The sequence below is a fragment of the Verrucosispora sp. TAA-831 genome, assembly GCF_050780145.1.
Classification (GTDB): Bacteria; Actinomycetota; Actinomycetes; order Mycobacteriales; family Micromonosporaceae; genus Micromonospora.
Window position 1 is genome coordinate 5,192,759 of the sequence record NZ_CP192240.1, and the last position, 26,090, is coordinate 5,218,848.

The window sequence follows — 26,090 nt, forward strand, 5'->3', positions numbered from 1 at the left end:
TCCCCGCGAACAGTGACCGAAACCTCTTGATCAACCGCCAGCAGGTCCGCCGCCACCGCCACCAACCAGGGAGAGCGGGTCAGGGGAGGTAGGGGGTTTCGTTGATGGAGCGGACGGCTACGCCGCCGTCGGGCCAGCGGTCGAGGATGGAGATGCCGGCGGCGTCTAGGTAGAGGCGGTGCAGGAAGGCGTCGGTGGCGGCGAGCGCGTCGCGCAGCATCAGCTTGATCGGCGAGACGTGCGAGACCACCACCACGGTCTGACCGGGGTACGCGGCGAGCAGTCGCTCCACCACCCGCGTGCAGCGTTGGGCGACCTCGTCGAAGGACTCGCCGTCGGGTGGGGCGATCCGGGGTGAGGCCAGCCAGGCGTCGAGTTCGCCGGCCCACTGTTCGCGTACCTCGGCGAAGGTCCGGCCCTCCCAGGCGCCGAAGTCGCACTCGATCAGCTCGTCGTCGCGGCGTACCGGGATGTCGCCGATCGCGGCGGCGATGGCCTCGGCGGTCGCCGTGCACCGGGACAGCGGTGAGCTGACCACGGCGGCGGTGTCGGGGGCGAGCGCGGTGACCCGGGCGGCGGTGGCCCGCACCTGAGCCTTGCCCTTCGCGGAGAGCGGGATGTCGCCGCGTCCGGAGTAGCGGCCCTGTTCGGTGTACTCGGTTTCGCCGTGCCGGACCAGGATCAGCCGGGTGGCGGTGAAGCTGGGGCGCGGCTCCCAGGAAACCGGGGCGCTGCTCGGGTCGGTGCCGGGCGACTCGGCGCGGGCGGCGACCTGCCTCGCGCCGCCGCCGGCCGGTTCCGGGCCGCCGACGCGGCGCGGTGACTCGACGGTACGCGGTGGTGTGACGGTCGGGGTGGCGGTGCCCGACGTGGCGGCGGCGTCCATCGCGGCGTTGGCCAGCCGGTCGGCGTGGGTGTTGCGGTCCCGGGGGATCCAGGTGAAGCGGACCGCGTCGAACCGGCCGACGAGCTGGGCGGCCCGGGCGGCGAGCGGACGCAGCCCGGGGTGCTTGATCTGCCAGCGGCCGGACATCTGCTCGACGACCAGCTTGGAGTCCATCCGGATCTCGACCTCGCTGGCGCCCAGTTCGGCGGCGGCGGTCAGGCCGGCGATCATGCCCTGGTACTCGGCGACGTTGTTGGTGGCGGTGCCGATCGACTCGCTGCACTCGGCGAGCACCTCGCCGGTCGCCTGGTCACGGACGACCGCGCCGTAGCCGGCCGGGCCGGGGTTGCCCCGGGAGCCGCCGTCGGCCTCGACCAGCACGGTACGCGGTGCCACCGCCTACAGCCCGGACTCGTTGGTACGGACCATGATCCGGCGGCAGTCCTCGCAGCGGACCACCTCGTCGGGGTCGGTCTTGCGGATCCGGGCCAGGTCGGCGCCGGAGAGGTCCAGACGGCAGCCGCCGCAGCGGCCGGCGGTCAGCAGCGCGGCACCCAGCCCGGTGTCGGTGCGGATCTTGTCGTAGAGCTGCACCAGGTCGGCGGGGAGGTCACCGGCGAGCGGCTGCCGGGCGGAGCGCTTGAACTCCTCCTCGCGGCCGATCTCAGCCAGGGCCTCGTCGCGGCGCTGCTCGGTGGCGGCCCGCCGCTCGCGCGCTTCGGCCAGCCGCTGCTCCACGCCGTCCAGCGTCGACTGGGCGGTCTCGCGCTGCTCCATCAGCTCCAGCTCGGCGTCCTCCAGGTCGCTCTGCCGACGGTTCAGCGAGACCAGTTCGTGCTGGAGCGCCTCCAGCTCGCGGGCCGGACCGCCACCGGCGGCGAGCCGGTCCTCGTCCTTCTTCTTGCGCGCGCGGACCTGGTCGACGTCCTTCTCCAGCCGGGCGATGTCCCGGTCCAGGTCGTCGACGGCCACCTGGGCGCGGACCCGCTCGTCCTCCAGCGACGACAGCTCCCGGGCGAGGGCCTCCAGTTCGGCGCGCTCGGGCAGCGCCCGGCGGCGGTGGGCGAGCTGGGCGAGGGCGGTGTCGATCGCCTGGAGGTCGAGCAGGCGGCGCTGGACCTGGGGGTCAGCCTTCACGGTCGGGGCTCCTTGTCGTCCGCTGCGGATCGCTCCGGGGCGGCGGGTGAGGCGGCGTGTACGGTCCACGGGTCGGTGTCCAGGTCGGACACCAGGGTTTCGACGTCGGGCATCGTGGCGCGCAACCCGGTGGCCAGGTCGTCGAGCCAGGGCCGTTCGGTGGCCCAGTGGGTGGCGTCGAGCAGCGCCGGTCCACCGGTGGCGAGGTGTTCGCCGGTCGGGTGGTGACGCAGGTCTGCGGTGAGGTACGCGTCCACCCCGGCGGCGGTCGCGTCGGCCAGGAAACTGTCCCCCGCGCCGCCGCAGACTGCCAGCGTACGCACCGTGCGGTCCGGGTCGCCCGCGGCGCGTACGCCGATGGCGGTGGGGGGCAGCACGGCGGCGGCGTGCCGGGCCAGCTCGGCCAGGGTGAGCGGCTGCGGCAGCTCGCCGATGCGCCCGGCGCCCCGGCCCTGGCCGGCGGCGGGGCTGCCCGGCCGGGACGGCACCAGCGGACGCAGGTCGGTCAGGCCGAGCCGGTCGGCGAGGGCGTCGGAGACTCCGGGTACGGCGACGTCGGCGTTGGTGTGGGCGACGTACAGCGCGACGTCGGCCTTGATCAGTTGGTGGATGATCCGGCCCTTGTACGTCGTCGGCGCCACCGACGAGACGCCCCGCAGCAACAGCGGGTGGTGCGCGATGATCATGTCGGCGTGGGCGGCGAGGGCCTCGGCGACGGTCTCCGGGACCACGTCGACGACGCAGAGGATCCGACGCACCGGGGCACCGGGCTCGCCGAGCACCAGCCCGACCTTGTCCCACTCCTCGGCCCAGGCGGGCGGATAGCGCCGCTCCAGCTCGGCCACGACGTCGGCGACGGTCGGCACGGCTGCGGTTGTGCTCACGGCGGGCCAGCTTACCGGCGTCGGCGGCGCTCCGGGACGTCACCCGGCCGACCCCGGACATCTCACCCGCCTTCTCGGCACGGCCGGGCGGGTGCTTCCCGGCGGGCGACTGCCCGGGCCGCGCGACGGCGCCCGGGCCGTGGCGACGGCCACGGCCCGGGCTGAGGATTGCGGCATCCGGTGTGCGGGTGATTGCAGGGGACCCCTGTACTACCGGAGGCGTTAGTAAGGTGCCCTTCCTTTCACTTCACCCGGTCCGGCAGAGCTGGTCGCGCAGGGCGGTCAGCGGCAGGGCCCAGGGGAACGCGTGCTGGTGCCGCTCGCCGGTGCCCGGCGGGTGCAGGGGGAAGACGTCGTCGCCGAAGAGCACGGTCACCCCCCACTCCGCCAGGCGGGCGATCCCGGTCCGGAAGGCCGGGTGGGCGGCCATCGCCGCGTTGGTGTACGGCACGGCGACCAGCGGTACGCCCCGTCCCTGTGCCTCCACCAGCAACCCGAGGGCGAGGGTGTCGGCGATGCCGGCCACCCACTTGTTGACCGTGTTGACGGTGGCCGGGCAGACGATGATGGCGTCGGCCGACGGCAGGACGTCCGGGTCCCCCGGGTTCTTGTAGTGCGTACGCACCGGGTGGCCGGTCTGGCGGGCCAGCGAGGTGCGGTCGACGAACTTGGCGCCGTCCGGCGTGGTGATCACGCAGACGTCCCAGCCGTCCTGTTGGGCCAGCTCAACGAGCCGGCCCACGTCTCGGGCCAACGGCGAACCGCAGGCGATGATGTAGAGCACCTCTTGGTGCCCGTCGTGGCGGTGCGAACCGGTCATGCCGGCTCCGAGTTCATACTCCTACTCCCATGTGCTCAGCCAACTCCGCGATCGGAGAAGGCGGCGCACCCCGTGTGCGACGCAGGACCTCGGACATGACCTCGTGGGCGATCGGCCGGCAGCGGATCTCCGACGGCGCCAGCCGGTCACCGCGCAGCAGCATCTCCCCGGCGTTGGCCATGTCGCCCATCTGGGAGTAGGCGCGAGCCTGGTCGAGCAGGTGGTGGGCCCGGCGTTCGGGGAGCATGGCGTCGAGCGGCAGGTTGACGATCCTGGTGCGGTGGATCTCGACGGCCCGCCCGCCGTCGCCCAGCTCGACGGCGGCCGCCGCGCGGTGCAGCTCGACGTTGGTCGGCCCGAACGACGTCCAGTAGTGGTTCTGGTCGCTGCCGAGTTCGCGGGCGGCCTCGGACGCCTCGTCGAGCAGGTCGACGACGGTGGAGGTGTCGCCGGTCCGGGCGGCGGCCATCGCGCCCTGCAACAGCAGCATCCCGTAGACCGAGAGTCGGTCGGCCCGGTTGTCGGTGCCGCCGACCAACTCGATCCGGTCGGCGATGCGGACGTTCAGTTCCAGCGCGGAGCGGGGGCGGCCCATGGCGAGCAGGGCGTTGCAGACCCGGGTGGTGGCGATCCCGGCGAGCAGTTGGTCGTCGGCGCGCTGGGCGACCGCGATGGAGCGGTCGGCGGCCAGCCAGGCCAGGTCGCACTCCCCCAGCTTGCGCAGCACCGAGGAGGCGATCTGGTAGACCTGCCCGAGCAGGTTCGCCGCGCGCTGGGCCTGTTCTCCGCCGTACGCGGCGTCGGCCGCCTGGGCGTCGCGCAGCAGCTTCGGCAGCGCCCGGGTCAGCATGCCGTAGCGGCCGTACTGGTAGGTGAGCCAGGCGTGGGTGACCGCCTTGCCCATGTCGACGATCGGTGGCGGGTCCGGCTTGGCGTCGAAGTAGGCGCTGATCGAGTCGTACCGTTCCAGGGCGGCCCGGATCTCCTCGACCTCGACCTGGTCGATGCAGTTCATGGTGTCGGTACGCCGCTCCGGATCCTTGCCGAGCAGCAGTTGCACGTCGATCTGGAGGATGTCGGCGATCTCGTAGAGCACGGAGAACTTGTCCAGCCGCCGCACTCCGCGCTCGATCTTGTCGACCCAGCTCTTGGACTTACCCAGTCGGTCGGCGAACACCTGTTGCGACATCTTGCGTCGCCCGCGCCAGTAAGCAACCCGCCGCCCGATGGGCAGTTCGTCCATGTCCCCAGTCCTCCCCTTGCTGCTGGAGCCCTGGCCGGGGGCCGGGGGCCGATCCGCAGGTGCGGCCATCCATCTGTATGTCAGGTTTTCGCTGGTCGCACTGCCTGTGCGTCAGCCGTACGGCCGAGCCTCGTACTTTTCGTGCAAGTTGCATCGGCCACTTTGTCAAATAAACGATCGCAGGCCACGGCAGTGACGCTGTTCGACGTATGTGCTGGTGCCGGTCGGCCCGGCGAGGGGAGATGGCACCAATGTGGGGGAATGTCGCACCGAGCGTGGTCCGTCTGTCGCCGTTGGAGCGGGTCCGGCTGCGCCGCGTCGCGGTACGGTACGCGCTGCACGGCTGGGAGGTGACCCCCGGCGCCTGTCTGGCGCGCAGCCGCTTCGTCTGCGGCCGGGCCGGCTGCCCGACGGTCGGCTGCCACCCCGCGTTGGAGGACTGGGAGCACGCGGCCAGCGCCGACCCGGCCCGGGTGGCCACCTGGTGGCGGTCCCGCCCGCACGGCATCCTGCTGCCCACCGGCCGCGCATTCGACGTGCTGGAGGTCTCCGCCAGCCTGGGCCGACGCGTGCTCGACGCGGTCCGGTCGCACCCGGTCGGCCCGGGCGTACGCGGACCGGTGCTGGTCACCCCGACCGGCCGCTGGATGTTCCTGGTGCGCCCCGGTGACCCGCTGCGTCCCGAGTTGGAGCACTGCTTCCACGTGGTGCGGCACGGTCCCGGCTCGTGGGTGCCGGCACCACCCACCCGGCTGCCCGAGGGAGCGGTCCGCTGGGCGGTAGCGCCGGAGCAGGCCCGCTGGCAGCTCCCCGACTCGTACCTGGTGCAGAACACCCTGGTCGACGAGTTGCGGGCCAGCGGCGTCACGCTGACCTCCGCGCTGGTCCCGGGCCACCTGCCGCTGCCCCGCCGGGGTCGCTGAGCCACCCCCGACGAGTCGGTGTGGTACCCGACAGCGACGCCCGACGGGAACTGCTCGTTGAGCACCACGACGGCGCGCCCGCGCCGGGAGCGGGGATCCGATGTCCACCGACCACACGGAGCAGCACCAGGGCGGGACCGAACCGCCTCGCCGGCACCGGCCCGGACGCCGCTGGGCGGCCACCCGACCACCGGGCTCGCGTCCCGGGCGTCCCCGGCCGCTCGGCTCCCGACCGGCGATCCTGCACCGGCCGAGCCGCTGGGCCTAGAGGTCGGCGACACCGGTCAGTCGGCCAGCGGCAGGTCGGCGGAGCGCAGGCAGCGGGCGTCCTCGGTGACCACCGCGTGCCGGTGCCCCGGCAGCCGGTCCACCCAGCCGATGCCGGTCACGCCCATGGCCAGGGCGGCGGTCGAGTACGCGTCGGCCAGCCCCAGGTCGTGCCCCACCACGGTCACCGAGCGCAGTCCCTTCGCCGGTGCGCCCCGGCGGGGGTCGCGCACGTGGTGGCCACGCTCGTAGACCCCCGAGGTGGCCACCGCCAGGTCGGTGCCGGTCAGCACCAGGCAGACCGCCGACGGGTCCCACGGGTGCCGCACCCCGATCCGCCACGGTCGCCCGGTCGACGAGCGGCCCCGCACCCGCACGTCCCCGCCCGCGTTCAGACAGTGGTTCGCGGCACCGGCCGCGAGCAGCCGGTCCGAGGCCACCTGGGCGGCCCAGCCCTTGACGTACCCGGACGGGTCGAGCCCGCCGGTGGCGTACGCGTCGAAGAACCCGTCGGTGTCGCCCCACAGGTCGGCGCAGCGTTCCAGCACCCGGCGCAGGTCCGCGGACGCCTCGGAGAGCAGCAGCTCGCCCCGGTCGAAACGGCACACCTCGCTGTCCGGGAGGTAGGTGCTGAACCGTGCGTCCACCTCGCGCAGCCAACCGAACACCTCGTCGGCGAGCCGGGTCAGCTCGGTGGCGGTCAGGTCGTCGGCGAGGTCCAGGCTGATCGGCGTACCCATGACGTGCTCGACCCGGCGCAGGCCGGGGCGGGTCGCGGTGCCGGCGGCCATCAGCGGGCCCGGTCGATCGCGGCCTGGAGGGACTGCCGGTAGGACTCGCTCGTCGCGGTCGCCCCGGAGACGGTGTCCAGGTCGGCGCTCTGCCGCGCGACCACCAGCCCCGCCACGCCGCTGTACCGGCTGTCGACCAGGTCGCTGCGCTGCTCGGACTGGGCGGTCCGCTCCGGCAGTTCCAGCGCCACCGCGTCGGTGATGCGGCTGCCGGAGACGGTGATGCGCACCTGCACGTTGCCGTACTCGTTGCGGACCACCGGGCCGGTGACGGTCCGGGTGGTGGGTCGCGGCGCGGTGGTGGTGCGGGGAGCCGAGGGGGTCCGGGGTGCGTCGGACGAGTCGGTGCGGTTCGTCGGGGCCTCGGTGCTGCGCGCGGGTTTCGGTGACCGGGTGGCGCGGGGTTCGCGGCTCGCCGCCGCCGACTCCTCCACCGTCGGCTGTGGCGTCGGCCCGTCCGTGCCGGTGGCCGTGCCGGGCGGTGGCTCCTGGGCGACCTGGCCGGTGCCCGGGGCGGCCTTGAGCACCACCATCGCGGTGGTGCCGGCGGCCAGGCCGGTGATCGCGAACAGCGCGCGACGCATCGGGGCGGTACTCCTCTGCCTATAGCTCGAAGGTGCCGACGTGGATCTGTCGGCGGGGCACGCCGATCCGGCGCAGCAGCCGTCGGCTCTGCGCGACCAGGCCGGGTGGGCCGCAGAGGTAGACGTCGCGTCGGGCCACGTCCGGCACCAGCCGGCGCAGCCCGTCCGGCGACATCACCTGGCGTGGGCCGGGGTCGTTGCGGGAACCGACGACGTACCAGATCCGCACGCCCCGGGCCTGGGCCAGCCAGTCCAGTTCCCGGTGCAGCAGCACGTCGCCCGGAGTGCGGGCCCGATAGATCAGCGCCGCGCCGGGCGGCAACTCCTCCAGCATCGCCCGCAGCGGGGTGATGCCGCTGCCACCGGCGATCAGCAGCGCGTGCTCGCGGACCCGGTGCGCGGCGGTGAAGGTGCCCGACGGCCCCACCGCCCAGACCCGTACGCCGGGTTCGAGGTCACGCAGGTCCCGGGTGTACGCGCCGACCACCTTGACGGTCAACCGCAGCCAGCGGCCGTTGGCGGCGGCGGAGACCGAGAACGGGTGCGACTGCCACCAGCAGCCCCGGGTCAGGAACCGCCAGCGGAAGAACTGCCCGCCGAGCAGGTCCAGCCGGTCCAGCCGGGCGCCGGTCAGATAGATCGAGACGGTGTCCGGGCTCTCCGCCACCACGTCGGCGACCCGCAGCCGGTGCCGCAGGTTGAACGTCAGCGGCCCGACCAGCCGCCCCCACACCAGAGCGGCGATCACCAGGCCGTAGCAGGCGATCCACCCGGTGCGGACCGGGCCGGGGCGGAACAACTGGGTGCCGTTGCTGAACTGGTGCGCGAAGCCGAGCAGCAGCACCGCGTACCCGGCCAGGTGGGTGGCGTGCCACAGCTCGTACGGCAACGCCCGGCGGACCGCCCGGACGCTGGTCAACCCGACCAGCACCAGCAGACCGGCGGCGGCGAACGCGGAGACCATGTCCTGGTACTCGCGCAACATCACCCCGGCCTGGTCCAGCGGCGAGCGGCCGGTCAGGCCGCCGTAGCCGACCAGGATGAAGCCGGTGTGCGCGAGCACCGCGACCAGCAGCGTCACCCCCAGGTCCCGGTGCCACGCCGCGATCCGCTCGCCGCCGGCCACCCGTTCCAGCACCGGCAACCGGCTCATCATCAGCACCTGGACCAGCAGCAGGTAGCCGGCGAGCAGGCCGGTGATCTGACCGGCGGCGGTGGTCGTCGCGGTGGCGTCGGTGAGCGACCCGGCCGGGGTGTCGAGCCACCAGGGCAGCACGCTGGCGACCAGGCCGACCAGGAACAGCCCGGTCAGCAGCCGCCGGCCGGCGGGCCCGCGTCGGGTCGCCACCGGCAGGGGCGGGGGCGCGGGCGGCCGACCGTCGGCGCGGGGTCGCGCCCCGGACCGGCGGTCGGCGTACGCGTGGTGGGTCACGCGTACAACTTCATCGGGGCGTACTTCATCCGGGGGAAGATCTTGTCCACCTCCGCGTTGGTGAGCCCGAACCGACCCTGGGCCACCGAGCCGTAGACGTTGAACATGTTGTTGTATTCCGGGACGTCTCCGGAGTCGAGTGCGTTCAATCCGTTCCAGGTGCCGAGCAGCGGACCGGCGAGTCTGCGGCCGGACAGGATGGTCACCACCCCGCCGTGCCCGTGGTCGGTGCCGCCGCTGTTGGAGGCGACCCGCCGCCCGAACTCGCTGGACACCATGACGGTCACGTCGGCGGCGGCGTCACCGAGGTCGGTGAAGAACGCGGCCAGTGCGGCGGCGAGTTCGTTGAGCCGCCGATAGAGCTGGCCGCCCTCGCCGGTGCCCTGGTTCTCGTGGGTGTCGTACCCGCCCATGCCGACGGTGGCCACCCGCACGTTCGCGCCGCCCTTGATGAGCTGCGCGAGTTGCTGGAAGGCGAAGCCGACGCCCCGGTACTCCACCCCCTCGGCCGGCCGGTACGGCTCGGCGGAGAGCCGGCGCGCGGTGGCCAGCGCGCCGAGCCCGGAACGCACCGCCTCCTCCACCGGATGGTTGATCCCGGTGAACAGGCCCCGGATGGCCTTCTCGGTGGCCTCCCGGTACCGCTCGTCACCGGCGAGGCGCAACGAGCCGACGCTGTTCAGCGAGATGGCCCCGTTGTTGCCGACCAGCGAGCGGGGCAGCGTGCTGCCGACACCGACGCTGCGGAAGGCGGTGCCCTTGCCGAGTGCGTCGACCAGGCTGTCCAACCAGCCCCGCCCGCCGGTCTCGCCGGGCAGTCCGCCCAGGTTGCAGGCGTCGGCGGCCTGGAAGTGGCTGCGGGACAACCGTTCGTCGGAGACGCCCGGGACGAAGCCGAGCTGCCCGGCACGCAACCACCGCTCCAGCGGCCGGAACGCGCTGGTCAGCTTGAAGCCCCGGCCGAGCGCCAGCGAGTCGTCGGCCAGCAGCAGGTCCGGGCGGGCCCGGGCGAGCACCGGATCGTCGTTCGGCGCGACCAGGCTGAGCCCGTCCAGGCCGCCGTAGAGGAAGACGTGCACCAGCGTGCCGGTCTTGGTGGCCGCGAACGACGCCGAGGTGGTGACGAACTGGGCGGTGGCCAGCGCGGTGGCGGTGGCGGCGGCACCGGCCACGAAGGTCCGCCGGGTCACCCCGCGCCCGTCCTGCTGGGCCTCCTCCAACTCCTCCAACCGCCGGTAGCGGTCCGCCTCGGCGGCGTTCTCGGCGGCCACCACGTCGGCCTCGGCCCGCAGCAGGGCCTCGGTCGGGTTGTCGGCCAGTCGCCGCACGTCGGGGCATTCCGGGTGCAGGGGGTACGAGTACACGGGCTCCTCCATCGGGTGCCTCAGCGGAGGTGGTGCTGGGGGGAGGCGAGGATCGCCCGCGCGACGGCGGTGATCGCCCCGTCGAATGTCGCGTCGACCCTCGTGCCGGCGGAGACCCCGGCGACGTCGAGGATCAGCGCCCGTTCCCGGTCGGTGAGCTTCTGCCGGACCAGCCGCCGGGCCAGCGCGTCCACGTACGCCCCGGCGGTGGCGGGCGGGTCGGCCAGCAGCTTCTCCGGCCGGGTGTGGGTGAACACGGTGCGGTTGGCGGCGAGGAGTTCGTTGGCCTCGTTCCAGCCGTTGACCATCGTGCCCGCCGACGTCCAGGCGACGTAGACGTCGGGGTAGCCGTCCGGGGTGGGCTGGCCCATCGGGTGGTGGCCCAACTCGCGCAGCTTGTCGGAGATCTGCCGCAGGCCCCGCGCGTACGGGGTGCGGCGGTTGTCGCCGTTGTCGTGGTCCGGTGCCGCGTCCGGGGAGACCCCGAGGGTGCGGTAGGTGGCGACCAGGTACTCCAGTGGGCGGCGCACCTTCTGCCCCACCGCCGCCCAGAACTCCGAGGAGCTGAACAGCGTCATCAGCACCGGCTTGATCTGGCCGTGGTTCGCGGCGTACGTCCTGGCCAGCCGGTCCACCAGGGATTTCGGCGGGGTGTCCGAGACGAACCGGACGGCGAGGTTCTGTGCCACGTACTTGGCGGTGGACGGGTGCAACGCGAGGTGGGTGAGGTACGCGTCGATCGCCGCCTCGGCCCGCTTCGGGTCCGCCGAGTCGTTGGCGTGGCGGAAGCCGAGGATCTTGACCTTGCCGACGTAGTGGCGGTCGGGGCGGAAGACGTACGCGCCGTCCTGGACGCCCCGGCCGGTCTGGAGCAGCGCGGCCTGGCGGACGTCGGCCTCGGTGTAGCCGCCGTCGACCCCGACCGAGTACAGCTCCAGGTTCTCCCGGGCCAGGTTCTCGTTGACCGCGTCCGCCCGGGAGTCCACCTGGTTGAGATAGAGCAGCAGGGCCGGGTGCCGGTTGGCGGCCAGCAGCATCTGCGGGTAGCTGCCCAGCGCGTGCTTGCGCACCACGTCCCGGTCGAACGAGTTGCGGTACACCTCACCGCCGTCGAACTCGGCGGCGACGTGCAGGAAGTCGTTCCAGAAGTCGACCATCACCTCGAAGAGCTGGCGGTCCGACCAGATCTGCCGGGCGACGGTGGCGTCCACCATCTCCCGCTCCGGTTGGGCACCCCGCTCGTTGAGCTGGTCCCGCTGCTCGCGGAGTTCCTCGACGGAGAGCTTCAGGGTGGGCAGTTCGGCGAGCTTGAGTTCCGCCCGGGTCGGGGCGATCTTCTCCGGCTCCAGTTGCCAACGCACCCAGCCGTCGATGCCGCGTTGCTTGATCTCGGCGAGCACGGCGGCGGTCGGCCCGAAGGTCAACCGGCGGGCCAGGTGCACCGCCGGGTCCTTGCTGAGCGCCGTCTTGACGGTCACCTTGGTCTCCGCCGCGGCCTGCGCCGGGCCGGAGTAGACCCGGCCGCCGGTGGGGGCGTTCTTCTTCAGCACCTCACCGGCGCGGGAGCCCATGTAGCTCTCGTTCTGCTCGGTGTAGGTGCGGACCGTACTCGGCCGCTGCCCGCTGGGGCGGGCCGACGTACCGTCGGTCGTGGTGGTCCCGGTGGCGTCGCCGGCCACCGCCGCGCCGCCACCGAGGAGGCCGCGCACCTGCGGCGTCATCGCCAGGGCCGCGCCACCGGCGACCACGGCGGCGGTACCGCCCAGCGCGGCCAGCGCCCGGCGGCGACCGACCCGGCGACCACCGTCGTCGCCACCGTCCGGATCGGACGGTCCGCCCGTCGGCATCGGCGGCACGCCGTACCCGTCCGGTCCGATCCACTGCGGGCGACCGTCCTGGGCGTACGGGTCCACGTCGGGTGGCGGCGGCGGTCCGGGGTACCCGACGGCGTGGTGCGGCTGCGGTCCGGGGTACGGGGCGGCGTGGTGCGGCCGGGGTCCGGGGTGCGGGTGGGGCCGGCGGGATCGGGGGTACGGGCGGGGGTCCTGTCCGTGCTCGTCGCGGCGGGGTGGCACCTGCTGGTCGGCCATACACCGTTCCCGTTTCTACCCAGCGTCGCGCTCACGGCCGAGCGAGGGTGGTGAGGTGCGACGACTGCTGCCGGAGGGGTTGCCACGGCAAGGTAGTCAGCGGGATGTGCCCCGACAAGACGGGCCGTCCCGCCCGACCGGGGCGACTTAAGGCAACCCTCAACGCGAACGGATGTCGGCTCCCGCACCGGCCACCCGGGTACGCACCTCGCGAGCAGCACGGACGACACGAGCCACCTACGGTCGGTGACAATCCCACCCGTTCGGTCGACGGCGGACCGGTTCGACCCCACAGCCAGATTTAAGGCGGAACTAAGGCGGCGCTCAGGCGTCCGACCCCGCTCCGCCGACCCGCCGCCGCACTCCTGCCGCGCTCGGGCCGGTGCGGACGGCCGGACCGGCCAAAGTAGGACCAGTAGGAGAGCGTGAGCCGTCACCCCAGTGGGTATTCCGCGACGCCGTTGCTGAACGCGTGAGGGGAAGGCACATGCTCAGCAAAGAGGACCAGCGCCGTTTCGAGCAGATCACCCGCAATCTCCGGGAGAGCGATCCGGCGTTCTTCGCCCGGCTCGACAACCGCTCCCGGATGCGACGGGGTCGGATGCTGCTGTTGATGACCATCGTGTTGTGGGCGGCCCTGCCGGCCACGACCGTACTCGCCGGCCGGCTGGCCGGGGCGGTGTACGCCGTCCTGCTGGTCGTCAACACCGCCCTGTTGTGGCGGTACCGGCACCGGTGGGTCTGACCGCCGGACCGTTCACTCGCCGAGCTGCCGGTACGCCTGGCGCAGACGCTCGGCCAGCCCTGGCCCGCCGATCGCCGGTGCGGGCGCGCCGAGCTGCCGCAACAGCAGGTCGGGTCGACTCGCCAGGCTCGGCGGGCGGTCCGGCAGCGGCACCGGCGGCAGCCAGAACCGGTCGACGGTCTCGGCGAGCGGCGGGGCCGGCAGGTCGGTGAGGACACGTGCCGCACCGGCCGCCGGAAGCCCCACGTCGCCGTCGGACGTCGGGCCGTCTGCTGTCGGGGCACCCGCCGTCTGTGCGCCCGCTGTCGGGGCGTGTGGTTGCCGGGCGGTGGCGCTCGCGCCGGGTGGTCCGCCGACGTGACCGGACCCGGTGGCGCGCAGCTCGCGCAGTCGGGCGAGCAGGTCGTCGCGGCTACGGCCCCGCCAGTGCAGCAGGGCGAACGGGTCCGCGTCGAACGCCTCCGCGAGCAGATAGAACGTGGCCGCGAGGTGTTTGCAGGGCACCGCCGCGTCCGGGCAGGAACAGTGCTGCTCCAGGTCGGCCACCGCGGCGGGGAACAGTGGTGCGCCGAGTGCGGCGAGCAGTTCCTCCAACTCGGCCGGCAGGTCACCGGCGAGCAGCCGGGCGCTGAAGAACGCCTGGGCGGCCAACTCCGCCTCGATCCGGGCCCAGAGGTCGACCGGAAACGGCGGCAACGCGACCCGGACCTGGTACGGCCGGGGCCGTGAGCCCTGCACCACCGCGTCCACGCGTCCGGGGTGGACGTCGAGGCGTACCACCTGGCCGGCGCGTGCGTACGCCCGACCCCGGGTGAGCCGGGTGCCGAGCGCGAACGACTCCAGCACCTCCAGGAACCGGCGCGACCACCAGGACACCCCGATGGCGCCCCGGGTGCTGCGGGCGCGCAGCCCGCCGTCGACCCGGCGCGGCCGACCGTAGTCGGCGAACCTGCCCTCGGTCACTCGGCCACCGCCCCGGCCTCCAGTGCGAACAGCTCCCGCAACCGGGTGGTGGACAGCTCGGTGATCCACTGTTCGCCGGTGCCGACGACCGAGGCGGCCAGGCCGCGCTTCTCGGCGATCAGCGCGGCGACCTTCTCCTCCACCGTGCCGGCGCAGACGAACTTGCGGACCTGGACCCGGCGACGCTGCCCGATCCGGAACGCCCGGTCGGTGGCCTGGTCCTCCACCGCCGGATTCCACCACCGGTCGACGTGCACCACGTGGTTGGCGGCGGTCAGCGTCAGGCCCGTCCCACCGGCCTTGAGGGAGAGCACGAACAGAGCCGGTCCGTCGTCGGACTGGAAGCGGGCCACCATCTCGTCCCGGTCGGCCTTGCCGACCCCGCCGTGCAGGAACAGCACCTCCCGGCCGAACCGGGACGCCAGGTGGCCGCGCAGCATCCCGCCGAACTCGGCGTACTGGGTGAACAGCAGCGCCTTCTCCCCCGCCGCCAGGACCTCGTCGAGGATCTCCGCCAACCGGGCGAGCTTGCCGGAGCGTCCGTCCAACGGGGAACCGTCGCGCAGCAACTGCGCCGGATGGTTGCAGACCTGCTTGAGCCGGGTCATCGTGGCCAGCACCAGGCCCCGCCGCTCGATGCCGTCGGAGGACTCGATCCGGGCCATCATGTCGTCGACCACCACCCGGTACAGCGCCGCCTGCTCGGCGGTGAGGTTGCAGACGACCTCCATCTCCAGCTTCTCCGGCAGGTCCGAGATGATCGACGCGTCCGTCTTGAGCCGCCGCAGCACGAACGGGCCGGTGATCCGGCGCAGCCGCTCGGCGGTGTCCGCGTCACCGTGCCGCTCGATCGGCTCGGCGAACCGCTTGCGGAAGGTCGCGGCCGGGCCGAGCAGCCCCGGATTGGCGAACTGCATGATGGACCAGAGGTCGGCGAGCCGGTTCTCCACCGGCGTACCGGTGACCGCCAGCCGGTGCCGGGCGGGCAGCAACCGCACCGCCTCGGCCTGCCGGGTGGCGGCGTTCTTGATCGCCTGCGCCTCGTCCAGCACCACCCGGTGCCAGTCCACCCCGGCCAGGTCCACCGCGTCCCGCGCCGCCACCGAGTACGTGGTGAGCACCAGGTCCGCCTCCTGCGCGGCGGCACCTATGTCGTCGCCCCGCGCCCGCTGCGCGCCGTGGTGCACGTGCACACGCAGCCCCGGGGCGAACCGGGCCGCCTCCCGCTGCCAGTTGCCGACCAGCGACATCGGGCAGACCAGCAGGGTCGGCCCGGCCTCGGCCGGATCACCGGCCAGCAGGGCGAGCAACTGCACCGTCTTGCCCAGCCCCATGTCGTCGGCGAGCACCCCGCCCAGCCCCAGCGACTGGAGGAACGCCAGCCAGGCCAGCCCGCGCCGCTGGTACGGCCGCAGCGTGCCGTGGAACGACGGCGGCGGGTCCAGCGGCGTGAGCCGACGCTCCACCGACCCGGCGAGCAGGTCACCCAACGCCCCGTCGGCGGTCACCTCCAGCACCGGCAGGGCGTCCGGTTGCGTACCGTCGGCGAGCCCCAGCCGCAGCAGGTCGGCGACGGTCAGCTCGCCGGTGGACCGCAACAGGCGCAGACCGGCGGCGAGCCGCTTCGGATCCAGCTCGACCCACTGGCCGCGCAGCCGCACCAGCGGCGTCTTCACCTCCGCCAGCCGGGCCAACTCCTCCTCGGTCAACGGATGGTCGCCGAGCGCCACCTCCCAGCGGTAATCCACCAGCGCGTCCAACCCGACCCGGTCGGTCGGTCCGCTGACCGTGCCGGGCGCGGCCCGCGAGCCCGCGCGCAGCCGCGCGCCGAGCCGCGACGCGGGCCGCTGCCACCAGGACGGCAGCAGCACCGTGAACCCGGCGGCGTGCAGCAGCGGCGCGCCCTCGCGCAGGAACCGGTGCGCCCCGTCGGCGTCCAGCTCCAGCGCCTCCGGGGTGGCGGTCCGCAGCGCCGTGTCCAGCTCCGGCCAGAGGCGGCTGGCCCGGCCCAACTCGGCCAGCAACGTCTCCTGCGGATGCGCGCCCGCGACGGCGCCGCCCTCGCCGCGCCACACCTGACCGGCGTCGACGTGCAGACCCGACTCGTCGGCCGCGCGCAACCCGAACTCCACCCGCCACCGGCCCGGATCCGCCACCGCCGCGTCCAGGTCCAGCGGCACCACCGTCACCGGGCCGGACACCTCCTCGGTGAACGGCTCCACCAGCCGGAAACTCGCCCGTACCGTCCCGCCTGCGGCATCCCGCTGCCACGTGTCCAGCTCGGACCGCAGGACGTCCAGCGCCTTCGGTTCGGCGGTGAACCCGCGATGCGGCCCGGTCAACGCACCGAGCCAGCACGCCACCGCCGCGCCGGGGCGTACGCCCCGGGCCAGGGCGGTCTCCGGCAGGACCGCCCGCACGGCCGCGTCGGTCAACACGTCCAGCGCATCCCCCACCACTCCACCCGGCGGCAAGGCTGGATGCAAGGAAGGGCACCCTGTTAACGCCTCAGGTAGAGCAGGGGACCCCTCTTCACTTCCCCGCCCGGCGGCGCGCGCCGAGCCGCCCCGCCGACGCGCGGAGTCGCTGCCGGGCGTCGGCAGGGCGGGCAGGTCCGTCTCGACCACCGCGCGGGCGACCGGCGGCAGGGCCAACGCCAACGACCGCGCCCAGGCCGCGTCGGTGCCGGTGAGCAGCGGTCGCCACACCGCACGCGCGGGCACGACGTCTCCGGGTCGCCCGGCCGCCGTCGACTCGGCCCGGGCGGTGGACCGCCGTCGGGCGGGGACGGCCCGGTGAGCTGGACGGGCCGGGTGGGCCGGGTGCGCGGACGGCACGGCGGCGGACGGCACGGCGGCGAGGCCGGGCAGGACCCGCCCCCGCTCGGCCAGGTCGACGGCGAAGGCGGCCACCTCGGCCAGGTGTCGCAGGGCCGCACCCGGTACGGCGGACACGCCGTCGAGACCGCGCAGCAGCGCCAGCGCGGCATCCGGGCCGTACGCGAGCACCGGCACCCGCCAGCCGGCCAGGGTGACCCGCCCCCGGGCCGGTGTCACGACGCCGGTCCGGACCAGTTCCGGCGAGTCCAGCGGCGAACCGCCCCGGGTGGGCAGGCTCAGCAGCGCGGTGCCGAGGTCGGCCGGTTCGGCGGCCTCGCCCAACACGGCGGTCAGCGCCGCATGGTCGGCGGCGAACGGGTGCGGGCGTTCCCGGGGCGCCCGCCCCGGCCGACGGAGTGCCTCCGGCTCTCGGGTGCTGTCCTCGGCCCAGACGGCGAGGCCCCGACCGGGCAGCCACACCCCGTGCACGACCAGCACGCACGCCCCCTCGCCCGGTAAGGAAGGGTCCCCTGCTAACGCCTCCGGTAGAGGAAGGGTCCCCTGCAAACATCCGGGACAGCTTAGGCGGCGCCGGACCGCTACCGTCGGCGCCATGGACGACCTGCCCGATCGACCTGCGGATCGGCAACACGGGTGCCGGGGTACTGCTCGCCGCCCACGCGCTCGGGCTGCGGGTGGCAGTCGTCGACACGGTCGGCGCCGACGGTCACGCGCGGCGCGGACGGCGCGGACGGCGCGGAGCTGCATCTCGGCGGCCGGGTGCACCACGTGCCGGCCGCCGTGCCGCCCGGCCCGGTGATCGACACCAACGGCGCCGGAGACGCCTTCGCCGCCGGGATCGTCGCGGCCCGAGCGCGCGGCGCGACCTGGGCCGAGGCGGCCGGGTACGCCGCCCGGGTGGCCGCCGCCGCCTGCACGCACGACGGCATGGAGTACCCGCCGGGGCTCCTCCCGCTGCCCTGACCGGACCCGAGCCCCACGTCGGAGCCTGCGCTGTCCCGTTCGCCCCCCGGCTATCCGCTGCGCGGGTGACAGCGGGCGGGGCAGGATGGGCGCATGGCATCCTCGGTTGAGATCCCGTTGGTAGGTGGCGAGGCGGACGGGCAGCAGGTCACCGTCGAGTTGGACCCCAACGGCCGTCCTCCGCTGACCCACCATCACCTGGGCTCGGGCGGCCTGGCCGGGGCGGACATCTACGAGCTGGAGTCGATCGACGCCGAGAGCCGGCAGTGGCGCTACTGCTGGCGAGGTCCCGCTGTCTGACCACCCGCCGCACCCGACGCCCGACGCGGCCCGCCAACCGGACGCGCCCGTCGCAGGCGTCGGCCCGAGCATCGGGCGCGGACGTCGGGCACCCCGTCAGGCACGGTGGGTCAGGCGCCGACCTCGACCAGGGATCGGGTGCGCAGGCTCTCCAGCACCGACCGGGTGACCCGTGAGGTGCCCCGGGCCTCCTCGCAGACCTGGGCGACCCGCTGGGCGGTGGTCTCCCGCCGCTGGTCACGCTCGTCCCACAACTGGTCGACCTCGGCCAGCAGCGGCCCCTCCACCTCCCGCTCCACGCCGCGCAGCGCCGGCACCCCGAGCCGCTGGGCCAGGTCGAACACCTTTCCGGCGTACGGCAGGGGCAGGAACGGCGTACCCATCATCGCGGCGAAGATCAGGAAGTGCAGCCGCATACCGACGGCCAGGTCGAAGTGGCGCATCAGCCCGAGTACCTGCTGCGGTGAGTAGGTGCCGTGCAGAATGCGTCCACGTTCCGCGGCGGTCATGTGCGAGAGCACCCCGTGCGAGTGCCGGATGTCGTCGCGCTCCATCGGGACGAACAGCACGTGCGCGTCGATCCGGTGCACCAGGAAGTCGCCGATCTGGGCCAGCAGCCGGTGGTAGCCGTCGACGTCGAGCCGTTCGGCGGCACGGCCGGGCTCCCGTACGCTCATGCCGACCAGCCGCTTGCCCGCCGGTACGCCCTCCTCGCGCAGCAGATCCGCCGGGAAGTCCTCCGGTTCCAGCAGGAACGCCGGGTCGGCGGTGACGGTGATCGGGTTGAGCAGCCCGGCCTCCTCCAGCACCATCCGCGACTCCTGGTCTCGGACGGTGACCTGGGTGGCGCCGGCCAGCGTCTCCCGCACCATGCCGGTGTCCACCATCTCGCTGAGCGGCCCCACCCCCACCGCGTACGTGAGCAGCGGCAGACCGCGTTCCTGGGCGACCCGCACCACGCGCAGGTAGCGGCGGGCCTCCTTGTCGTAGAGGATGCCGCCGCCGCCCAGGATGAGCAGGTCGAGTTGGGAGAGCACCAGGGCGGAGTCGGTGCGGCTGACCCCCTCCCACGGCACCGCCTCGACGTCCGGGTGCGCCAACGCGGTGTGCGCCGGGTTCCGTGAGAAGACGATGATCCGGGCGTTCGGCTCCTGTTCCCGCAGGTCGGCCAGCAGGCCGGTGAGGATGGCCTCGTCACCGAGGTTGCGCCCGCCGTACGAGCCGAGCACGCCGATGGTCAGTCCGGCACGCGTCATCCGTCGCTCCTCCCCAGGTGCGTCCGCGTCGACGTCTTCCCGCTGCACCGACGAACAGTCCTCGCCGCAGGCGGGGTACCCGCAGGCGATCGGGGCTCAGGAGGGCGCGGCGGACAACCGGGACACCAGGGCGACGACCACGTCATCGGGGTCGAAACCGGCGTCGATCGACGGGGTGAGCAGGTCGAGCAGCAGCCCGTCCACGGCGTACCGCAACAGCGCCACCTCGAACGCGCCACCGGGCAGACCCGCGGCCAGTTGGTGTGCGACGTCGTCGCGGTAGCCGCGACGCAGGGTGGCACCGAGGATCCGGGCCAGGTCGGGCCGGCGGGCCGCCTCCAGGCGCAGTTCGATCAGGGCGCGGGTGAGTTCCGGCTGCCGGGTGGTCCGCTCGACGATGTACCGGACGTAGTCGGTGAGCAGAGCCGTGGAGGGTTCCCGGGCGGCCAACCCGGCCACCACCGTCTCGTCGGGGGCGAACCGCTCGAAGATCCGCTCGCCGAGCGCGCCGAGCAGGGCGTCCCGGGAGCGGAAGTAGTTGGAGGCGGTCCCGACCGGTACGCCCGCCTCGGTGTCGACGGCCCGGTGGGTGAGCCCGCGCGCGCCCTGCGCCGCCAGCACTCGCAGCCCGGCGTCTGCCAGGGCCGCCCGCCGCTCGGGGTTGCGTGCCATGAGGAACACCCTAACAACAACCACGACAGGTGTTGTAGTTTGGAGTCAACCACAACATCCGTAGTGATTGGAGTACCGCTTGCGATCGCTCGTCTACTACGTCGCCAGCACGATCGACGGTCTCATCGCCGCCCCCGACGGGGCGTTCGAGTTCTTCGGCCCGGAACCCGAGGTGGCGCGACACCTCGCCACGCACTGGCCGCAGACCTTCCCGACCTTCGCCCACCCGCAGCTCGGCATCGACCGCCCGCAGGGCCGGTTCGACGCCGTCCTGATGGGCCGGGCCACCTACGAACCGGCACTGAAGCTCGGCATCGCCAGCCCGTACGCCCACCTCAAGCAGTACGTCTTCGCCCACTCCCTGCCGCCGTCGGACGACCCGGCGGTGGAGATCGTCTCCAGCGACGCGGTCGCCTTCGTCCGCGACCTCAAGCAACAGCCCGGCGGCGACATCTGGCTCTGCGGCGGCGGCCGACTCGCGGGCCAGTTGCTGCCCGAGGTGGACGAGCTGATGGTCAAGGTCAACCCGATCGTCGCCGGCAGCGGCATCCCGCTCGCCGACCGTCCGTTCGACCTACAGCACTTCACCCTGGTCGACGCCACCCCCATCGGCGCGGGCGTGGTCATGCTGCGCTACTCCCGGTAGAGCGGGCACGGCGGCGAGGTGTCGGCGGCCCGGTCAGGCCGGGGTGCTCAGGGTGTGGGTGAGGAAGGGAAGCACCACCGCCGGCAGGGCGGGCGAGTCCACGATGTCGTAGTGAGTGAGCCCGGGCAGCACTGCCAGGCGTGCGTCCGGCCGGTCGGCACCGTCCCAACCGGCGTCCCGGTGGCCGCCGCCGAGCAGACCGAAGAACTCCACCATGTGCGCGGGGCGGATCGAGTCGGCGTCGGCGAAGACCAGCAGGGTGGGGGTGGTCAGCGCGGCCACCTCCGCCGACCAGTCGTACTCGCGGCGCAGCAGCTCACCGGTCCGGGCCCAGAGTCGCGGCCAGTCGTCGGGGCGGGGCGCGACCTGCCGATAGAGCTCGTAGGCGGGGATGCCCTTCATCCGTTCGCCGGCCGCCTCGTCGGGCTCCGGCATCCCGGCGAGCACCTCCGGGAACCAGCCCTGACGCCGGCACGGCGCGGAGACCACCACCAGCCGCCGGAGCAACTGCCGGTGCTGGACCGCCAGCCGCAGGCCGACCCCGCCGCCGAGCGAGAAGCCCAGCACGTCGACCCGGCCCAGGCCCAGGTGACCGATCAACGCGGCCACGTCGTCGGCCATCGACTCGTACCGCATCGGACGGTCGACGTCGGCGGTGCGTCCGTGACCCGGCAGGTCGACGCTGATCACCTGGCGTCGCTGCGCCAGCGCGGGCCGGATCGCGGCGAAGGTCTCGACCGCGCCGAACCCGCCGTGCAGCAGCACCAGCGGCCGACCGGTGCCGTGTGTCTCGTACCAGAACCGCACGTCGGCGACCTCGGCATAGCCCACTCGCGCCCCTCCCCGTCCGCGTCGACACCGACCCGACGACGACGGTACGCGGCACCCTTGCGGTCTCGGCTCCGATCGCCCGAGACCGCACCCCTGTCAGCACGCCGTCGGAGTGGGTGGCACGGGCTGGCGCGGGGCCGGGCTGGCGTTCGGCCGGGCTGGCACGGGGCCGGGCTGGCACGGGGTCTACAGCACCTTGGGCCCCTGTCGAGCTGAGAGCGTTGACGGATCACGTTGGACCTTCCAGACTGCGGCGCGCCGTGCCCGGAGGTGCGATAGCGCAGACGGTTCAGCTCGACAGGCGCCGAAGGAGGAACCAAGGAGGTCGCCGCCGACGTGTGTCTCGTGCCCATACCGCACGTCGGCGACCTCGACGTCTGCCTATCGGCCCCAACGCGCGGCCGGTCTGTGGTCAGCGCCGGGTTCGCCCCAGACGGCGACGCCCGCACGTCGATACGGAGTCGGCCCGGAGAAGTGCTCTCCGGGCCATCGTGTGTGCTGGTGGGCGCGGCAGGTTTCGAACCTGCGACCCCTCGCTTGTAAGGCGAGTGCTCTCCCGCTGAGCTACGCGCCCGGGACACCGTCCGGCCGAGCCGGCGGTTGGCAAGCCTACCCTGCCGCCCACCGGCTCGACCGGACGGTTACCACCGTTCGGGACGGGTCAGGCGCTGGCCTCGGCCAGGGCCTTGCGCCACCCGTGCTGGTCGCGCGGTTCGCCCGGCATGTTCATCTCGGCGAACCGGACCACGCCGTCCTTGTCGATGACGAACGTGCCCCGGTTGGCGATGCCGGCGACCTCGTTGAAGACGCCGTACGCCTGGGCGACGGCACCGTGCGGCCAGAAGTCCGACAGCAGCGGGAACTGGTAGCCCTCGCGGTCCGCCCAGATCTTGTGGGCGTACACCGAGTCGACGCTGACGGTGAGTACCTGGACGTCGTCGCTGACGTACTCGTCGAGGTTGTCCCGCACCTCGCACAGCTCGCCCTGGCAGATGCCGGTGAAGGCCAGCGGGTAGAAGACCAGCAGGACGGTGCGCCGGCCGCGGAAGTCGGCGAGCCGCACCTCCTGGTTGTTCTGGTCCTTCAGCACGAAGTCCGGCGCCTCCGCGCCAACCTCGATCGGCATGCGAGCTCCTTCGGGAGTCAGGTCGGGTCGGCCTCAGCCTGTCACACCGCTGGGCAGGGTCACTTCTTGCCCTTGGCGCCGCGGCGCAGTACGAGACGAGCCCCGCTCCAGTCCTTGCCGGCGTTGATGGTGGAGGTCTGTTGCAGGCCGGCGGTGGGTGCCGACTCGGCGACCTCGCTCGGCTCCACGTGCCCGTCACGGCCGGCCTTGGGCGTCAACAGCCACACGACCCCGTTGTCGGCCAGGGGGCCGAGTGCGTCGACGAGGAGTTCGAAGAGATCACCGTCGCCGTCGCGGTACCACACCAGCACCGCGTCGACCACCTCGTCGGTGTCCTCGTCGACCAGATCACCACAACGGTCCGTCAGGGCGTCCCGGAGATCGGAGTCGACGTCGTCGTCGTAGCCCATCTCCATGACGACCATCCCCGGCTCGATGCCGAACCGGTCCGCCAGGCTGCGTACCCCGTCGGCAGCCTGACCAGCGGTCGCGCTCACTGTCGCGTGCCTCCTCATCTCGTGGCGAGTTCGCGGCGTTCCCTCGAACGCCGTCAGGCAAAGTCCACACAGTTGTGCCCTCCGGCGCAAGTGGCGCACCGGGTGGAACGAAATTTACCGTGCCAGCAGCGTACGGGCACCCTGGGTGATGGCCTCCTCGGACACCAGCACCTGACGAGCAGCCGGACCTAATGGTACAAATGAGTCAACTGCGGCCACCCGTCGTGCCGCACCGACATAACCGGCATCCACCAGCGCGGCGATCACTCCCTCGCCGACCCCGCCGGAGCGCCGGGTCTCGTCCACCACCAGCACCCGGCCGGTCGCGGTGGCCTCCCGGATGAGATCCGCCACCGGCAGCGGGGCCAGCCAGCGCAGGTCCACCACGCGGGTGCCGACACCCTCGTCGGCCAGCACCGACGCGGCCCGCAGCGACATCCGTACGCCGTTACCGAACGTGATGATCGTGACGTCCTCGGCCGAGCCGACGCCGTACACCCGGGCCCGCCCGACCGGCACGTGCGCGCCCGCCCAGGCGCCCGGCTCGGCGTACCCGGCCAGCCACTCCCCGTCGCCGTCGGCGTAGAGGTCGCGGGTGTGGTAGAGCCCGATCGGCTCCAGGAACACACAGACGCTGCCGTCCACCGCCGCGCTCGCCAGGCAGGTCCGCAGCATCGCCGCCGCGTCGTCCGGTCGCGCCGGTACGGCGACCACCAGCCCGGGTACGTCCCGCAGCACCGCCACCGAGTTCTCGTTGTGGAAGTGCCCGCCGAAGCCCTCCTGGTACGCCAGCCCGGCCACCCGCACCACCATCGGGTTGCGGAACGCGCCCTGTGAGAAGAACCGCGTCGTGGCCGCCTCGCCCCGCAACTGGTCCTCGGCGTTGTGCAGGTACGCCAGGTACTGGATCTCCGGCACCGGCAGCATCCCGGCCAGCCCGGCACCGAGCCCCAGGCCCAGGATCGACGTCTCGTCGAGCAGCGTGTCGAAGACCCGGGCGACACCGAACCGGTCCCGTAGTCCCTTCGTCACCCCGTACACCCCGCCCTTGGCGGCGACGTCCTCGCCGAAGACGGCCATCTGCGGATGGTCGAGCAGCCCGTCGGTGAGCGCGGCGTTGATGCTCTGTGCCAGCGTCAGCGGGCCGACCAGTTCCGGCGGCTTGCCGCCGAACGCCTCGACCCGTGCACCCGCACCCGGCCCGGCCGCCCGGTCGCCCGCCTCGGCCACCGCACGGGCCACCCGCAGCGGTCGGCGGGGCGCCAGCGGGGCGACCACCTCGGCCGGGCTGGACAGCTTCGGCTCGTCGAGCACCCCCTCGGCCAGCCGGCGGATCCGCCAGCCGACCTCGTCGTAGCGGTCCAGCAGCTCCGCACCGCTGGCCAGGCCCGCCTCGACCAGCCGCCGGGCGGTGGCCACCACCGGGTCCCGGTCCAGGTCGGCCCGGATCTCCCCGGCGGACCGGTACGCGCTCTCGGCGTCCGCGCCCGCGTGCCCCATCAGCCGCACCGTGGTCAGGTGCAGGACGGCCGGACGCCGGTGCCGGCGCACCCAGGCCGCCGCCTCGACCGCCACCTCGTACGTCTCCACCAGGTCCGTGCCGTCGGCGGCGAAGTACCGCACGCCCGGCTTCGACCGCAGCGCCGTCGCCACCCAGCCCTGCGGGGACCGGAGGCTGAGTCCCAGGCCGTTGTCCTCACACACGAACAGCACCGGGATGCGCAGGCCGGTGTGGTCGTACCAGCCGGCGGTGTTGAAGGCGGCGGTGGCGCTGGCGTGGTTGATCGAGGCGTCCCCGAACGAGCAGACGACGATCGCGTCGGGTGCCCAGGCCGCCGCCGCGGGCGTCTCGCCCGGCCAGGTCGGCTCCGGGCGTGCGTCCAGCCGACGCAGCCGCTCCACCGCGAGGCCCATGCCCACCGCGCGGGGCAGGTGCGAGGCGATCGTGGAGGTGGTCGGCACGACGGCGAGATCGGCGCGGCCGAAGACCTTGTGCCGGCCACCGGCGATCGGCTCCTCGCGCGAGGCCACCAGCCCGCGCAGCACGTCCCGGGCCGCCTCCACGTACGCCGGGTCGATCGCCCGCCGCTCGCCGCTCGCGCCGTCTCCAACGGTCACCGGCGCGCTCACGGTCGCCTGCCCGGACCTCGCCGCCGGTACGGCCCGACCGTCGCCCGCACCGCCATCCGGACGGGCGCCGGTCCCGTCGTCGTCGGGTCGCTCGTTGCTCGCGGCCTCCGTCTCCCCGGCCGGGCGCTCGTCGTCGTCCAGCGGATCAGCCGCCCGGGGGGCCTCCTCGGCATGCCCGACCCCGCCGACCGGCGGCGCGTCCTCGACCCGGTCGAGGTCGTCCTCCGTCGCCTGCCCGGCGGGCGCGGACGTGTCGGCGGTGGGGCCGTCGCGGTCGCCGGTCGGGTCCGCGTCGGGCTCCCGGCCGGTGTCGGGCTCCGCGTCGCGGGCGGCCTGTCCGGCCCGTACGCAGTAGAACGCGCCGGAGCGGTAGTGCAGCAGGGCCGGATCGGTGGGGCGCAGCGCCGCGGCGACCCCGGCGTTGCCCTCGTGCCCGGCCGAACCGATCGTGTGGTAGCCCTCGCCGAAGCTACGGAGCCAGCGTCCGGCGAGGTCGAGTTGGCGGCTGGTGACCTGTGCGTCGAAGAGGTCCAACAGCTCTGCGCCGGTCAGCGTGGCACCGTCGGCCACCGGCTGTGCCGGGTCGGCGCGGTGCCCCGGCGCGGCGAGGGCGGCCAGGGCCTCCCGGAACCGGTCGTCGAGATCCTGCGGGGTGGTCACGTCCGACAGCATTACCGACCGAGGCACGCCTCGCCCACCC

22 protein-coding genes, 1 tRNA gene and 2 pseudogenes are annotated in these 26,090 nt (G+C 73.5%); 5 read left to right on the forward strand and 20 right to left on the reverse strand.

Features of this window, described 5'->3' with window-relative positions; translation table 11 throughout:
• Positions 1–79 precede the first annotated feature (79 nt).
• From ACQVFL_RS22960 to ACQVFL_RS22980, 5 genes are all read right to left on the reverse strand, one after another.
• A complete protein-coding gene (locus ACQVFL_RS22960; RefSeq protein WP_431727573.1) occupies positions 80–1,282 on the reverse strand; it encodes a bifunctional RNase H/acid phosphatase in 1,203 nt (400 codons plus the stop codon).
• Between the two features lie 3 nt (positions 1,283–1,285).
• Complete coding sequence (locus ACQVFL_RS22965; protein WP_396693292.1) at positions 1,286–2,023, reverse strand: zinc ribbon domain-containing protein; 738 nt, start codon at positions 2,021–2,023, stop codon at positions 1,286–1,288.
• Positions 2,020–2,907 (reverse strand): Nif3-like dinuclear metal center hexameric protein, encoded by an 888-nt coding sequence (locus ACQVFL_RS22970; protein ID WP_431727574.1) that lies wholly within the window; start codon positions 2,905–2,907, stop codon positions 2,020–2,022. The genes ACQVFL_RS22965 and ACQVFL_RS22970 overlap by 4 nt, the downstream gene beginning before the upstream one ends.
• A 247-nt stretch (positions 2,908–3,154) precedes the next feature.
• Positions 3,155–3,727 (reverse strand): flavoprotein, encoded by a 573-nt coding sequence (locus tag ACQVFL_RS22975; RefSeq protein WP_396693296.1) that lies wholly within the window; start codon positions 3,725–3,727, stop codon positions 3,155–3,157.
• A 13-nt stretch (positions 3,728–3,740) separates the two neighbouring features.
• On the reverse strand, positions 3,741–4,970 hold the full coding sequence (locus tag ACQVFL_RS22980) for a helix-turn-helix domain-containing protein (protein ID WP_396693298.1): 1,230 nt from the start codon (positions 4,968–4,970) through the stop codon (positions 3,741–3,743).
• Positions 4,971–5,221: 251 nt separating this feature from the next.
• Here ACQVFL_RS22980 and ACQVFL_RS22985 point away from each other — a divergent pair, with 251 nt between their 5' ends.
• Positions 5,222–5,893: a bifunctional DNA primase/polymerase gene (locus ACQVFL_RS22985; RefSeq protein ID WP_396693300.1), complete on the forward strand. Its 672-nt coding sequence runs from the start codon at positions 5,222–5,224 to the stop codon at positions 5,891–5,893.
• A gap of 284 nt (positions 5,894–6,177) precedes the next feature.
• On the opposite strand, the gene ACQVFL_RS22990 is transcribed toward ACQVFL_RS22985, so the two are convergent.
• From ACQVFL_RS22990 to ACQVFL_RS23010, 5 genes are read right to left on the reverse strand one after another with little or no spacing between them, the layout of a single operon-like run.
• Positions 6,178–6,900, reverse strand: coding sequence for an FAD:protein FMN transferase (locus tag ACQVFL_RS22990; RefSeq protein ID WP_396693530.1), 723 nt, complete (start codon positions 6,898–6,900; stop codon positions 6,178–6,180).
• 50 nt (positions 6,901–6,950) lie between these two features.
• Positions 6,951–7,535, reverse strand: a complete 585-nt coding sequence (locus ACQVFL_RS22995) for an FMN-binding protein (protein ID WP_431727575.1) — start codon at positions 7,533–7,535, stop codon at positions 6,951–6,953.
• A 19-nt stretch (positions 7,536–7,554) separates the two neighbouring features.
• Positions 7,555–8,967 carry a ferredoxin reductase family protein gene (locus ACQVFL_RS23000; RefSeq protein WP_431727576.1) on the reverse strand — a complete coding sequence of 471 codons (1,413 nt, stop codon included), beginning with the start codon at positions 8,965–8,967 and terminating at the stop codon, positions 7,555–7,557.
• On the reverse strand, positions 8,964–10,331 hold the full coding sequence (locus ACQVFL_RS23005) for a DUF1501 domain-containing protein (RefSeq protein ID WP_396693306.1): 1,368 nt from the start codon (positions 10,329–10,331) through the stop codon (positions 8,964–8,966). Before ACQVFL_RS23005 ends, ACQVFL_RS23000 begins: the two co-directional genes overlap by 4 nt.
• Positions 10,332–10,351: 20 nt before the next feature.
• The gene (locus ACQVFL_RS23010; RefSeq protein WP_431727577.1) at positions 10,352–12,421 is read right to left on the reverse strand and encodes a DUF1800 domain-containing protein; all 2,070 of its coding nucleotides are present in this window, start codon (positions 12,419–12,421) and stop codon (positions 10,352–10,354) included.
• 487 nt (positions 12,422–12,908) lie between these two features.
• Between ACQVFL_RS23010 and ACQVFL_RS23015 the strand changes: the two genes are divergently transcribed.
• Positions 12,909–13,166 carry a DUF3040 domain-containing protein gene (locus tag ACQVFL_RS23015; RefSeq protein WP_396693310.1) on the forward strand — a complete coding sequence of 86 codons (258 nt, stop codon included), beginning with the start codon at positions 12,909–12,911 and terminating at the stop codon, positions 13,164–13,166.
• Positions 13,167–13,178: 12 nt separating this feature from the next.
• On the opposite strand, the gene ACQVFL_RS23020 is transcribed toward ACQVFL_RS23015, so the two are convergent.
• The 3 genes and pseudogenes from ACQVFL_RS23020 to ACQVFL_RS23030 form a co-directional block, all read right to left on the reverse strand.
• On the reverse strand, positions 13,179–14,129 hold the full coding sequence (locus tag ACQVFL_RS23020) for an SWIM zinc finger family protein (protein ID WP_431727578.1): 951 nt from the start codon (positions 14,127–14,129) through the stop codon (positions 13,179–13,181).
• A pseudogene (locus tag ACQVFL_RS23025) lies at positions 14,126–16,597 on the reverse strand (DEAD/DEAH box helicase); the annotation flags it as partial. The pseudogene ACQVFL_RS23025 and the gene ACQVFL_RS23020, both read right to left, overlap by 4 nt.
• Positions 16,598–16,738: 141 nt before the next feature.
• Positions 16,739–17,446 (reverse strand): annotated as a pseudogene (locus ACQVFL_RS23030) (ATP-dependent helicase); the annotation flags it as partial.
• A 156-nt stretch (positions 17,447–17,602) separates the two neighbouring features.
• On the opposite strand from ACQVFL_RS23030, the gene ACQVFL_RS23035 reads away from it, so the two are divergent.
• Positions 17,603–17,932 (forward strand): PfkB family carbohydrate kinase, encoded by a 330-nt coding sequence (locus ACQVFL_RS23035; protein WP_431727579.1) that lies wholly within the window; start codon positions 17,603–17,605, stop codon positions 17,930–17,932.
• A 93-nt stretch (positions 17,933–18,025) separates the two neighbouring features.
• Positions 18,026–18,232 carry a hypothetical protein gene (locus ACQVFL_RS23040; RefSeq protein WP_396693316.1) on the forward strand — a complete coding sequence of 69 codons (207 nt, stop codon included), beginning with the start codon at positions 18,026–18,028 and terminating at the stop codon, positions 18,230–18,232.
• 110 nt (positions 18,233–18,342) lie between these two features.
• Here ACQVFL_RS23040 and ACQVFL_RS23045 read toward each other — a convergent pair whose 3' ends face one another.
• Complete coding sequence (locus ACQVFL_RS23045; RefSeq protein ID WP_396693318.1) at positions 18,343–19,488, reverse strand: polysaccharide pyruvyl transferase family protein; 1,146 nt, start codon at positions 19,486–19,488, stop codon at positions 18,343–18,345.
• A gap of 96 nt (positions 19,489–19,584) precedes the next feature.
• Positions 19,585–20,160, reverse strand: coding sequence for a TetR/AcrR family transcriptional regulator (locus ACQVFL_RS23050; RefSeq protein ID WP_396693320.1), 576 nt, complete (start codon positions 20,158–20,160; stop codon positions 19,585–19,587).
• 79 nt (positions 20,161–20,239) lie between these two features.
• Between ACQVFL_RS23050 and ACQVFL_RS23055 the strand changes: the two genes are divergently transcribed.
• A complete protein-coding gene (locus ACQVFL_RS23055; RefSeq protein WP_431727580.1) occupies positions 20,240–20,806 on the forward strand; it encodes a dihydrofolate reductase family protein in 567 nt (188 codons plus the stop codon).
• Between the two features lie 33 nt (positions 20,807–20,839).
• On the opposite strand, the gene ACQVFL_RS23060 is transcribed toward ACQVFL_RS23055, so the two are convergent.
• The 5 genes from ACQVFL_RS23060 to ACQVFL_RS23080 all read right to left on the reverse strand — a co-directional run bounded on the left by ACQVFL_RS23060 (position 20,840) and on the right by ACQVFL_RS23080 (position 26,062).
• Positions 20,840–21,637, reverse strand: coding sequence for an alpha/beta fold hydrolase (locus ACQVFL_RS23060; protein ID WP_396693324.1), 798 nt, complete (start codon positions 21,635–21,637; stop codon positions 20,840–20,842).
• 499 nt (positions 21,638–22,136) lie between these two features.
• Positions 22,137–22,211 (reverse strand) — tRNA-Val (locus ACQVFL_RS23065).
• An 87-nt stretch (positions 22,212–22,298) separates the two neighbouring features.
• A complete protein-coding gene (locus ACQVFL_RS23070) occupies positions 22,299–22,763 on the reverse strand; it encodes a peroxiredoxin (protein WP_396693326.1) in 465 nt (154 codons plus the stop codon).
• 59 nt (positions 22,764–22,822) lie between these two features.
• The gene (locus tag ACQVFL_RS23075; RefSeq protein ID WP_350698451.1) at positions 22,823–23,260 is read right to left on the reverse strand and encodes a DUF3052 domain-containing protein; all 438 of its coding nucleotides are present in this window, start codon (positions 23,258–23,260) and stop codon (positions 22,823–22,825) included.
• Positions 23,261–23,374: 114 nt separating this feature from the next.
• Positions 23,375–26,062, reverse strand: coding sequence for a thiamine pyrophosphate-dependent enzyme (locus ACQVFL_RS23080; RefSeq protein ID WP_431729874.1), 2,688 nt, complete (start codon positions 26,060–26,062; stop codon positions 23,375–23,377).
• Positions 26,063–26,090 lie beyond the last annotated feature (28 nt).